We start from the raw sequence: 11,946 nt of genomic DNA, 5'->3' as shown, positions 1-11,946 counted from the left end.
AAGTTCCTTTCAGGATGACAAATAAATAAATGGGTTCCGTTTTAGGCCTACTTTCCAGAAAACAGGCCGGAAACAGAAATGCGCTTTGGCTGCAAATATTCCCATCGGCCGTGGCCGAAAACAAGTCCTGTGGATTAAATGCGAATTTTTGCCGCCAGCTACTTACTTTTGCACCAGCAGAATACGTGCTACTTGATACTTGCTACTCGATACGAGATTAGAACATGAAACGAACCAAAGTAAAAGCATTGCTCCAGACACCGGCCAGCGGGCAGGAGGTGTTGGTGAAAGGTTGGGTGCGCACCAAGCGCGGCAACAAGTATGTCACCTTTATTGCCGTGAACGACGGCTCTACCATTAATAACATACAGGTGGTGGCAGACATGAATGTGTTTACCGAGGAAGCGTTGAAAGAGGTGGCCACCGGCGCCAGCGTGTCAGTAGTAGGGACGCTGGTAGAAAGCCAGGGCAAAGGCCAGACCGTAGAGATCCAGGCCAAAACGGTAGAGGTATTAGGCACCGCCGACCCGGAAACGTACCCGCTGCAGAAGAAAGGCCACTCGCTGGAGTTTTTGCGCGAGATTGCCCATTTGCGCCCGCGCACCAACACGTTTGGCGCCGTGTTCCGGTTGCGGCACGCCATGGCGTTTGCCGTGCACCAGTTCTTCCATGACAAAGGCTTCTTCTACGTGCATACGCCGGTGATTACGGCGTCAGACGCCGAAGGGGCCGGTGAAATGTTTAGAGTAACCACACTGGATCCCATCAATCCGCCTAAAACCGAGACCGGCGAGGTGGATTTCTCTGAAGACTTCTTCGGAAGGTCTGCGAACCTGACCGTTTCCGGGCAGCTGGAGGGCGAGGTGCTGGCCATGGCGCTGTCTGAGATTTACACCTTCGGGCCTACGTTTAGGGCAGAGAACTCCAACACCAGCCGTCACTTAGCTGAGTTCTGGATGATTGAGCCCGAGATGGCCTTCTATGAGCTGGAAGACAACATGGACCTGGCTGAGGAATTCCTGAAGTACCTGGTGCAGTACGCCCTGGACAACTGCATGGAAGACCTCCAGTTCCTCAACGACCTATATGACAAGGAACTCCTGAGCCGCCTGCAGTTTGTGGTGAGCAATGACTTCCAGCGCCTGACCTACACCGAGGCCGTGGAGATTCTGAAAACCGCCAAGCAGAAGTTTGAATACAAAGTGGACTGGGGCACCGATTTGCAGAGCGAGCACGAGCGCTACCTGGTAGAGAAGCACTTCAAAAAACCGGTCATTCTCACCAACTACCCCAAAGAAATCAAGAGTTTCTACATGAAACTCAACGAAGACGGCAAAACCGTGCGCGCCATGGACGTGCTGTTCCCCGGCATCGGTGAAATCATTGGTGGCTCCCAGCGCGAGGAAGACTACGAGAAGCTGGTGACCCGCATGCAGGAAATGGGCGTGCCCGAAAAAGAAATGTGGTGGTTCCTGGATACGCGTCGGTTTGGGACCGTTCCGCACAGCGGCTTTGGCCTGGGCTTTGAGCGGCTGCTGCTGTTTGTGACCGGCATGAGCAACATCAGAGACGTGATCCCGTTCCCCCGCTTCCCCAAGAGCGCCGAGTTTTAAGGAGTGAAGGAATGAGTGGGTGAAGGAGTGAATAAAAGTTTCTTCCTCTTTCTCTACCAGTCCATTTGAGTATACCTACTTCGGCTTGCGCCGATGCAAAAGAGAGGGGCTGCCCTGCTACCATTTGGTGGCGGGGCAGTTCTGTTTTGGGGCTGTTTTCCAAAAAACAGCTCCAAACCGCTTTTCTATTGACCAAGAGTCTGTTGCGGGTCAGGCTGAAAAATTATTTCTGGCAGCCCCGCCGCAAACATTCTTTAAATATTCCTACATTTATAACCTAAACAGACCTTACAACCCTTTATTATCATGTTAAGACATTTTACTCTGTTAGTATTGGCGCTGGCGCTGGCCGTAGGCGGTGCCCAGGCCCAAACGGCCAAAGAGAAAGAACAGGCCAAAAAAGAGGCCGCCAAGCAAAAGGCCGACGAGAAAAAAGCCGCTGAAAAGGCCAAAGCGCAAGCAGCCAAAGAAAAGGCCGCCGCCAAGAAAGCCGCCGACAAAGAAAAAGAAGCCGCTAAAAAGTTAGCCGCCAAAGAGAAAGCTGCCGCGGCCAAGGCCAAGGAGCAGGAGAAAAAAGAAGCCGCCAAAGCCAAGGCACTCGCCGCCAAAGAAAAGGAAAAAGCCAAAGCCGCCGCCGCCAAAGAGAAAGCGGCTGCCCAGAAGCTAGCCGCCAAAGAGAAAGCCGAGGCCGCCAAAGCCAAAGCCGCCGAGAAAAAAGCGGCCGCTAAAGAAAAGAAAAGCTAAGACTAATTTGCAGCTTTGTTTACACCAAAAGAGCCCGCACGTTGCGGGCTCTTCCTATTTTAGGCCTGTTTTTAGAAATATAGGCCTAAAACAGGAACTCTCCATCCCCTACTCCCTACACTTCATCCACCTCCTTCTACAGTTCATCTTCTTTTAATTTCTATCCTTTCTGCGGCGGTGCACCTTTGGTCAGAAACTAAGGCCAACGCTATGAAAACCGCTACCCTTCTCTCCCTGCTGCTGCTACTCTCCGCTTTCACCGGGCATGCCCAAACGCAGCTGCAAGGCTCTGTGAAAGATGCTGCCGGTCAGCCTGTCATTGGGGCCAACGTCTTCCTGAAGGGGTTGTATGACGGGGCTTCTACAGATGAGGAAGGCCTGTTCCAATTCAGCACCAAAGAGACGGGCGCGCAAACGCTGGTGGTAAGCTTTCTGGGCTATACCACGGTAGAGAAACAGGTAAACCTAAACCAAGAGATTCCTGCGCTGTCAATCACACTCAAGGCCGACCAGCGGCAGTTGCAGGCAGTGGTGATTTCGGCGGGGGCGTTTGAGGCAAGCGACGAGAAACGGAGCGCGCTGCTCAACTCCCGGGACATTGTGACCACCGCCGGTGCCAGCGCTGACATCATGGGCGCCATCAACACGCTGCCCGGCACCCAAAAAGTGGGCGAAGAAGGCAAGCTCTTTGTGCGCGGCGGTGACAGCTATGAGACCAAGACGTTCATTGACGGCCTGCAGGTGGCCACCCCGTATAACTCCACCGTGCCAGATGTGCCGTCCAGAGGCCGCTTCTCGCCTTTCCTGTTCAGCGGTATGGCGTTCAGTTCGGGCGGCTATTCTGCTGAATTTGGGCAGGCGCTTTCCTCAGCGTTGCTGTTGCAGAGCCAGGATCTGCCGGAGGAAACGCAGACGGGTATCTCGCTCATGACCATTGGCGGAAGCCTCTCCCGCACCAAGCGCTGGGAAAACACTTCCCTGGCCGTTTCAGCGGAATATATGAACCTGCGGCCGTACATGAGCCTGGTACGCCAGCGCCAGGACTGGAAACACATGCCCGAGACCAAATCTGGTAGCGTGGTGTTCCGGCACAAGACATCGCCCACGGGCATGCTCAAATTCTACGGCACCTACGCCAACAGCCAACTGGCCCTGAACCAGCAAGACGTGAACCACCCCGAAGGCCCCATTGCCGTGGCCCTTCGCAACCAGAACGTCTTTTTCAACAGCACTTATGAGGAAACTTATAAAGAGCACTGGACCCTGCAAACCGGCATGACCTTCACCCATAACCAAGACCACCTCGCCGCCGGCGAAACCAAAGTGTACGCGGGCTCCAACACCTGGAACGGCAAAACGGTGCTCATCGGCGACATCGGCCACGCCGTTACCTTGCGCACTGGACTTGAATCTCAACTGCGCGGCTACCGCCAGAATTATTTAGAAAACCCTACTTCCGCGGTGCGGAAAGGCGTAGTAGATGAGCAGAACGTGGCGGCCTTTGCCGAAGCGGACGTGTACCTGGGAGATAAATTGGTGGCCCGCCCAGGGTTGCGCTGGGAGCGTTCATACTTCCTGCAGAAAAATGCGCTGTCGCCCAGATTGGCGGTGGCCTACCAGGTGAGCGCAGAAGGGCAAGTTTCTTTCGCCTATGGGCACTTCTACCAGACCCCGGAGAACGACTACCTCAAATACCACACGCCGCTCAGCTTTGAGAAAGCCAAACACTACATCCTGAACTACCAGCGCACCTTTGGCAAGCGCACCCTGCGGGTGGAAGGCTACTACAAAAACTACCAGCACCTGATCAGGTACAACGCCACCGAGCTGAAAGACGCCACCGACCTGAACAACGGCGGCCACGGCTATGCCAGAGGCGTGGAGTTCTTCTTCCGGGACCAGCAAACCATCAAAATGGGCGACTACTGGATCTCCTATTCTTACCTGGACAGCAAGCGTCTCTACAAAGGCTATCCCGTGGCCGCCACGCCCGGTTTTGCCTCGGCGCACAACCTGAGTTTGGTGTACAAGCAGATGATCAACCCCATTAAGACCTACGTGGGCACCACCTTCAGCTACACCAGCGGAAGACCGTTCCACAACCCCAACCTGGAGGGTTTCCAGCAGAGCCGCACCAAAAACCTGTTTGACCTGAGCCTCAGCGCCAGCTACCTCACCACGCTCAAAGGACACGCCACCATCTTGCACGTGGCCTGCAACAATCTGCTGGGCATAGACAATGTGTACGGCTACCGCTTCGCCGCCAACCCCGGCCCAGACGGACAATACGCGTCCCTGCCCGTGGTGCCCGGCGCCAAACGCTTCGCCCTGGTGGCCTTGCTGGTGTCTATTAATGACGCGAAAAAATGAGCCAAGGAGTAAAGGCCTCAATGAGTGAATGCGTGAATGGAATGTGCCACTACTTCAATAGACAATCAGCAATGAGCAATCAACCATTTCCTGTTTTTGACCTCTTTTCTGGAAATCAGCCTAAAAACGAATCTCTAATAACTAACAACTACTAACCATTAACCAACATGAAAAAATTATTCCTACTTCCGCTTCTGTTTATCGCTTTGTTCGCCAATGCCCAAGCCAAATACCAGGCTGCCTTAACTGATGCCCTTGCCAAAATGGAGGCTTCTAAAAACGCTGAGGAAATGCAGAACGCAGCCAACCAACTCACCCGCATCGCCAACGCCGAGCCCAAAGAATGGCTGCCCAACTACTACGCCGCCTACGCCCACATCAACCTCACCTTCCTGCTCAAAGACGAAGACCAGCGGGATCAGACCTTAGACAAAGCACAGGTCTTTCTGGACCGCGCCCTGAAACTGCAGCCCAAAGAATCTGAACTGTACGTGCTGCAAGGCTATCTGCACCAGGCCCGCTTGGTCATTTCACCCATGATGCGCGGCATGAAGTACTCCGGCCTGGCCAGCGCCGCCCTGGAGAAAGCCACCCAGCTGAACCCCAACAACCCGCGCGCCTATTTCCTGCTGGGGCAGAACGCCTTCAACACCCCCAAAATGTTCGGCGGCGGGGCCGATGCGGCTAAACCCATCCTGGCCAAAGCCAAAGAGAAATATGCGGCCTACAAACCAGCCAGCTCCCTCCTGCCCAACTGGGGCGAAAGCAGAGCCTTAGCCCTCTTGGCCAAGTGCCAGTAACTGCCAAAGCTGTTTTGGGGCTGTTTTTCAAAAACTAGCCCCAAAACAGCAAGTCATTATGCCCGAGCGGCAAAAGGGGGCTCTACGCTTTTCCTGAAAATCCTTAACTTCCAGCCATGGCAACCTACGGCTTACCACAGAACCGCTTCCTCTCTATCCTGAAATGGCTTTTGCTGTTTGCCCTGTTAGCAGGCACCCAGGTCATGCTGGTCTGCTCCAGCTGCTACACAGACATGGGGAAGGCGTGGCAGAATTTCCTGTACTCGTTCTCGCTCTTCAGTATGCTTTGGCTGGGCAACGGGTATGTGAGCAACAACCTCAATATTTTTGTCTCCTGGACAGAAAGCCCCTGGAAACGCTTTCTTCTCACCTTGCTCACCGTTCTGGTGTACTCGGCAATAGTGGTGTTTTTCATCAACTGGTTCTGGTACGTGCTCCTGCCCAAGCGGGATTTCAGCTACATGGGAACGCCCAAGGTGCGGTACACCATGCTCACCCAGATGCTCGTCACGTACATTATCACTATGACGGTGCACGCCATTGCCTTTCTGCGCGGCTGGCGCGAAGCGGCGGTGAATGCCGAGCGGCTACAGAAGGAGCATGCCCTCTCCAAATATGAGGCGCTTAAAAACCAGGTGAACCCGCACTTTCTGTTCAACAGCCTCAACGCCCTCACCAGTCTGGTGCACCCCGAGCCCGATTTGGCGGTAAAGTTCATCAAACAGCTTTCTGAGGTGTACCGCTACGTGCTGGACTCGCAGCGCAAAGAAGTAGTGCCCCTGGAAGAGGAACTCAACTTTACCCAACGCTACGCCTTTCTGCAGCAAATCAGGCTGGCCGAGGGCCTGCAGGTAAAGCTGCCCACTGATGTGCCAGAAGAGCTCCAGATTCCGCCGCTGGCGCTGCAGATGCTGCTGGAGAATGCCGTAAAACACAACCGCGCCTGGGCGAAAGAGCCGTTGAAAGTAACTGTCTCTATTGAAGACGATTATTTGGTGGTGCAGAACAACTACCAGCCCAAACCCCAACACGAGCCACCCAGCGGCCTGGGCCTAGCCAACATTGAAGCCCGCTATGAGATGCTGACCAATAAGAAAATGCAGGTACTCCCCAGTGAAGGCACCTTTACCGTGCGGCTGCCGCTGCTCACGTTCCAATAGCCGTTTTCGCTGGTTTTCAGAAAAACAGGCCGAAAACGCAAACTCCTATTTCCGCAGAGCGGAAGGCAGGGAAACGTTGGCAGAATCAACGCAGCTGGCTAAACTGCTCTCTTGTTTCACAGATTTCTAGGTGGCAAACGCCTGCCTCTACCTGCGTTTCTGGCCTACTTTCCAGAAAACAGACCAAAAACGAACAACGAATAACAAACAACTAGTAACGAACCCGTATGCTCCGCGCCCTCATTGTTGAAGATGAACCTCTGGCCGCCAGCCGTCTGACCCGCCTGTTGCAAGACCAGCAGGAAGTCCCCATGCAGGTGGTGGCGCAACTGCCGTCAGTGCAAGATGCCGTGGCCTTTTTCAGAGAAGAACCCAATCCAGACATCGCGTTCTTTGACATCCAGCTGGGCGATGGGCTGAGTTTTCAGATCTTTGAGCAGGTGGCTGTCACGTGCCCCATCATCTTCACCACCGCCTATGACGCCTACGCCCTGCGCGCGTTCAAAGCCAACAGCATTGACTACCTGCTCAAACCCATTGACAACGAAGACCTGACCCAAGCTCTGCAGAAATTCAAGCGGCTCACCGCCACGGCGCTCCCCGGCCAAAATACCACTTCGGCCCCGGCCGATGCTTCTTTACAACTCCTGCAGCAGGCGCTCCAGCAACTGCAGCACCCCACCGCCCCCGCCTACAAAAACCGGTTTGTGATCAAAGTGGGCGAACACTTGCGGGCGGTGCCGGTAGAGGAGATTGATTTCTTCTACAGCTTTGAGAAGGCCACGTTTCTGCAGACCGAAGACAACCGCCGCTTCGCCATTGATTACACTGTAGAGCAGCTGGAGCAGCTGGTGGACCCAAAGCATTTTTTCAGGGTCAACCGCGGGTATCTGGTGCAGATGCACGCCATTCAGGACATTATTCACTACACCAACAGCCGCCTCAAACTGGTGCTCAGAAACCACACCCAGGAAGAGGTGCTGGTGAGCCGGGAGCGGGTGGCGGCGTTCCGGACGTGGCTGGACGGATAGCCTAAAATACGTTTTTGACCTGTTTTCTGAAAAACAGGCCGAAAACGGGAAATTGCAGATTGTTCAATTGCATAAAATCAGGAATCTAAACGCATTTCGTTCCCCTTTGAAGGGGGTAGGGGATGACTCCTCGTGCTGATTAGGCATTCCCCCCATTCCCGAGAATCACATTTCTTTGAAATTGATTTACGCTTATATTCTTCTGCCGGCCTTGTCATCCCCCAGCCTCCTTTGAAGGGGGAACGAAATGCGTGCCTAAGAAAGCGGTGGGCAGCAAATATTGCAGAATGATTTTTATTCACGAGTTTGCGTGCATTGTTGCTTTTTGTTCTGAACATTCACCCCACGCCCATGCTGGATTTCCGTTGGATTGTCTTTAGAAGCGTTGCCAAACACCTGAGCTTTACCAAAGCCGCGGGCGAGCTTTTTATCACGCAACCGGCGGCCACTAAACGCATTCAGGAGCTGGAGGCCGAGGTGGGGCTGCGGCTCTTCCTACGCAAAGGCAACCGCATCCAGCTCACGCCTGCCGGCGAAACCCTGCTCTCCTTTGCTGATAGGTCGCATGCCCTGCAGGAGGAGATGCAGTTTGCGCTGGGCAAACTTAAAAACCAGGTGGGCGGGCATTTGCGCCTGGGCGCCAGCACCACCATTGCGCAGTACGTGCTGGCCCCTGTGCTGTCTAAATTCTACCAGCGGCACCCGCAGGTGCAGCTCTCGCTGGCAAACGGCAACACTGAAGCCATTGAACAGGCACTCCTGCTCCAGCACATAGATTTGGGCATAGTGGAAGGCTCCAGCCAGCGCCGCGAACTGCAGTACACGCCGTTTTTGCCAGATGAGCTGCTGCCCGTGGTGCGGGCGGGCCATCCGCTGGCGCGGAAGGGGACTATTACGTTTCAGGAACTGGTACAGCAGCCGCTGGTGCTGCGGGAGCGCGGCTCAGGCACGCTGGAAGTCATTGAAGAGGCCCTGCGCCCCCACCACCTGCGCCTACCCGACCTGAACGTGGTCCTGTACCTGGGTTCCTCAGAGACCATCAAATCGTTTCTGCAGCACTCAGACTGTGTGGCCTTGCTTTCGGCGCACGCCATTCAACTGGAGGTGGAGGCGGGCAAGCTGGCCGTGCTCCCGCCGCAGGATTTCCACCTGGCGCGCACGTTCTGGTTTGTGCAGCTGCTGGGGCAGCAGGAGGGGCTGGCGCAGCTTTTCCAGCGCTTTGCGCAGCGGCAGTATAACTTACCGGAATAGCTTATCACCATTTGTCATTTGACTGGGGAATAACCTCCCGCTACCTTGCAGGCATTAGCCAAAATGTTGTTGCATGTCTGCCCGCCTTTTCTTTGTTGCCCAACCTGCTTTCATTCTGGCCGGTGCCTGTTGCCTTACGCCGTGGGTGAGTCCGCCGGTGGCGCTGGGGCTGGGGGTGCTGTTGGCCAACACCACGGGCAATCCCTTCCGGCAGGCCACCCCTGCGCTCACCAAGAAGCTGCTGCAGCTGAGTATTGTGGGGCTGGGCTTCGGGATGAATGCGCAGGCGGCGGTGCAGGCCAGCAGCACCGGCTTTACGTTGACCGTTGCCTCCATCTGCTTCACGCTTTTGGTGGGTTTTGTGCTGGGCAAATGGCTCAAGGTAGAGAACACCACCGCTTACCTGGTGGCGGTAGGCACCGCTATCTGCGGCGGAAGCGCCATTGCCGCCGTCTCGCCGCTGGTGCAGGCCCAGGAAAAGCAGATGAGCCTTTCGCTGGGCATTGTGTTTCTGCTGAACTCGGTGGCGCTGGTTGTATTCCCGTGGCTGGGGCACCGGCTGCACCTGAGCCAGGCGCAGTTTGGCGTGTGGGCGGCGCTGGCCATTCATGACACCAGCTCTGTGGTTGGCGCCGGCCAGAGTTACGGCGAGGCCGCCCTGCAGCTGGCCACCACGGTGAAAATGGCGCGGGCGCTCTGGATTATTCCGGTGGCGGTGCTCACGGCGTGGCGTTTCCAGCCCGCCGGCGGCGGAAAAATCACCGTTCCATACTTCATTGGGGCCTTTGTTTTGGCCATGCTGCTCAACACCTACGCCCCCGCCTCTTTCACCCCGGCGTTTACATTCATAGCCGCGTTGGCCAAACGCACCCTTACGCTCACCCTTTTCTTAGCAGGCTCCGGCTTGGTGTGGAGTGCCCTCAAAACGCTGGGAATACGGCCGCTTTTGATGGGCCTGTTGCTGTGGCTGTTGCTGGGCACCGGCAGTTTATTCGCCATTCTTCAGTAGATTACCGCGTTTTGGAGCCGTTTTGCGTAAAACAGGGTAAAACCAGTTCGTAACTTTTTCTGCCATGTCACTTCTCACCCCCGCCCCCATAGCCAACGAACAAAGCTACCTCCTGAGCTTTGACAAAGAGCTGCTGCAGCTAGAGGTCATCCACGGGTTCCTGTCCCAGACCTACTGGTCGCCCGGCATCCCCAAAGAAACCGTGGCCCGCGCCGTTGAGCACTCGCTGTGCGTGGGCGTGTACTTTGAAGGCAGGCAAGCGGGCTTCGCCCGATTGGTCACCGACTACACCACCTTCGCCTACCTCTGCGATGTGTTTGTGCTGGAGGAACACCAGCGGAAAGGCCTGGCCAAGTGGATGGTACAAGCGCTGCAGGCGCACCCGGAGCTGCAGGGCCTGCGCCGCTGGATGCTCGCCACCGCCGATGCCCACGCCCTCTACGCCCAATGCGGCTTCACCCCGCTTACCCAGCCAGAGCGGTTCATGCAGGTGCACCAGCCTACTATGTATGCGGCACCGGCAAATGGCCAGCATTAGCCAAAGGCGTTTTTGACCTGTTTTTCTGAAAACAGCCCGAAAACAGAAAAAAGCATTCCCTTCCGCCCACGGCGGAAAACGGTTACTGCACCAGCAGCTCCATCATCTTTTCGGCGGCTATTCTTCCTTTCAGTTTGATTTGGTTGCGGGGCGTGTCATCGCCTACCTCATAGGTCACGGCGTCTGCGTTGTAGGTGCGGTAGAACCAGCTCTTAGACACGTTTCCGCCGTTGCCCGAGGGTCTGATGTTGGCTTTGTAATTGGGCAGCGCCGCCTCTACGGCCTTGAGCCAGCGGTTGGTGAAGCCGGGCACGTGGGTGGGCGTGGTCTCGGTGTTGGTGTAGAACACGTCGCGGTGGGTAGAGTGGAAGTCCAGCATGAAGTACACCTTGGCACCTTGCGCCCCCGTTTTTTGGGCAATGAAATCGCGCACCGCCACCGTCTCGGGCTGCTTGAAGGTTTCCCAGTCGCGTTTCAGGTCAACGCCCCCCGCCGAGTGGCGCCAATGGCCCAAATCCACGCCGTCTGGGTTGAGCATGGGCATGATGAGCACCTCAAATTTCTCCCTAAACCGCTTCGCCAGCGGCGAGTCTCCGGTCACCACGCGCACAAACTCTTGCATGGCCATAAAGCCGGTTACCTCCGGCGGATGCTGGCGGCTCAACACCACCATCAGTTTCTTGCCGTCTGACCCGCTGGTGCTGAACGCTTCAATGGGTTGCCCCAGGTAGCTCTGGCCAATGGTCTGCCGCTTGAGGAAAGGTTTCTGGGCCAGGCTGTCCATCCAGCGGTAGGTCATGGCGGCGGTCATCATCTCCTGTCCGGCCACAATCAAGGTGTCCTGACTGACGGGCACCTTGAAAAACGCCCCTGTCTTATCTATGAAATGACTTTGGGGTACGTCTTGCCACGCGCGCATATCTGTGCTGGTCTTGGGCGAATACCGGTGCTCATTGGAGCCGTACGTCAACTTCACGTAAGTAGGCTTTTGGCTTTTCGACCACACTTTGAAGGCGTACCACGGGCTGGGGTTGATGGGTTGGTTCTCCGGCTTTATCTCCAGCCTGAACGTGCTGTCGTTCTCCTGCGTCACGCCGTTGAGCCGCGCCCCGGCGAACTGGTTATGGAACACCACGCTGCCACCATTGAAGGCCCAGGCCTGCTTCTCCTGATAGGCTATGTGCGGACTTTTGATAGCTGCCTTAGTCTGCGCCTGCGTGGTTGTGACCGGCGCGGGCGAAGTTGAGTTAGTGGCAGTTTTAGAGGTGCCGCACCCGTGCAGAAGCCACGCGGCGGCGGCGATGAATAAAGTAAATTTGTTTGTTCCTTTTCTTGCGTACATGCTACTCGTTGCTTTCGGCTTGCGCCGATGTTTTTCTTTTTCTGTTTTTCGCTGTTTGGCCAAACAGGCCGAAAAACAGGTTTTGAAT

Annotated in this window: 10 protein-coding genes; 9 read left to right on the top strand and 1 reads right to left on the bottom strand. The window is 55.7% G+C overall.

Translation table 11 applies throughout. The annotated features are described in order from the left end of the window. The first annotated feature begins 224 nt into the window (after positions 1-224). The 9 genes from asnS (at position 225) to A8O25_RS00010 (ending at position 10,516) form a co-directional block, all read left to right on the top strand. On the top strand, positions 225-1,613 hold the full coding sequence (gene asnS, locus A8O25_RS00050; RefSeq protein ID WP_066829135.1) for an asparagine--tRNA ligase: 1,389 nt from the start codon (positions 225-227) through the stop codon (positions 1,611-1,613). A 306-nt stretch (positions 1,614-1,919) separates the two neighbouring features. Further along, the gene (locus A8O25_RS00045) at positions 1,920-2,357 is read left to right on the top strand and encodes a hypothetical protein (RefSeq protein WP_153042526.1); all 438 of its coding nucleotides are present in this window, start codon (positions 1,920-1,922) and stop codon (positions 2,355-2,357) included. Between the two features lie 210 nt (positions 2,358-2,567). Beyond that, the gene (locus A8O25_RS00040) at positions 2,568-4,727 is read left to right on the top strand and encodes a TonB-dependent receptor (RefSeq protein ID WP_066829131.1); all 2,160 of its coding nucleotides are present in this window, start codon (positions 2,568-2,570) and stop codon (positions 4,725-4,727) included. Between the two features lie 167 nt (positions 4,728-4,894). After that, positions 4,895-5,527, top strand: coding sequence for a hypothetical protein (locus A8O25_RS00035; protein WP_066829128.1), 633 nt, complete (start codon positions 4,895-4,897; stop codon positions 5,525-5,527). A 116-nt stretch (positions 5,528-5,643) separates the two neighbouring features. Then, positions 5,644-6,687 (top strand): sensor histidine kinase, encoded by a 1,044-nt coding sequence (locus A8O25_RS00030; RefSeq protein WP_066829125.1) that lies wholly within the window; start codon positions 5,644-5,646, stop codon positions 6,685-6,687. Positions 6,688-6,914: 227 nt separating this feature from the next. Beyond that, positions 6,915-7,718: a LytR/AlgR family response regulator transcription factor gene (locus A8O25_RS00025; protein ID WP_066829123.1), complete on the top strand. Its 804-nt coding sequence runs from the start codon at positions 6,915-6,917 to the stop codon at positions 7,716-7,718. Between the two features lie 351 nt (positions 7,719-8,069). Beyond that, positions 8,070-8,969 carry a LysR family transcriptional regulator gene (locus tag A8O25_RS00020; RefSeq protein WP_066829547.1) on the top strand — a complete coding sequence of 300 codons (900 nt, stop codon included), beginning with the start codon at positions 8,070-8,072 and terminating at the stop codon, positions 8,967-8,969. A 73-nt stretch (positions 8,970-9,042) separates the two neighbouring features. Then, positions 9,043-9,978 carry a YeiH family protein gene (locus A8O25_RS00015; protein ID WP_066829121.1) on the top strand — a complete coding sequence of 312 codons (936 nt, stop codon included), beginning with the start codon at positions 9,043-9,045 and terminating at the stop codon, positions 9,976-9,978. Between the two features lie 64 nt (positions 9,979-10,042). Continuing rightward, positions 10,043-10,516, top strand: coding sequence for a GNAT family N-acetyltransferase (locus A8O25_RS00010; RefSeq protein WP_066829118.1), 474 nt, complete (start codon positions 10,043-10,045; stop codon positions 10,514-10,516). Positions 10,517-10,598: 82 nt separating this feature from the next. On the opposite strand, the gene A8O25_RS00005 is transcribed toward A8O25_RS00010, so the two are convergent. Next, a complete protein-coding gene (locus tag A8O25_RS00005) occupies positions 10,599-11,858 on the bottom strand; it encodes a M14 family metallopeptidase (RefSeq protein ID WP_082893359.1) in 1,260 nt (419 codons plus the stop codon). Between the last annotated feature and the right edge of the window lie 88 nt (positions 11,859-11,946).

Source organism: Rufibacter ruber, assembly GCF_001647275.1.
Taxonomy (GTDB): domain Bacteria; phylum Bacteroidota; class Bacteroidia; order Cytophagales; family Hymenobacteraceae; genus Nibribacter; species Nibribacter ruber_C.
This window is presented reverse-complemented; position numbering and strand designations above follow the sequence as displayed.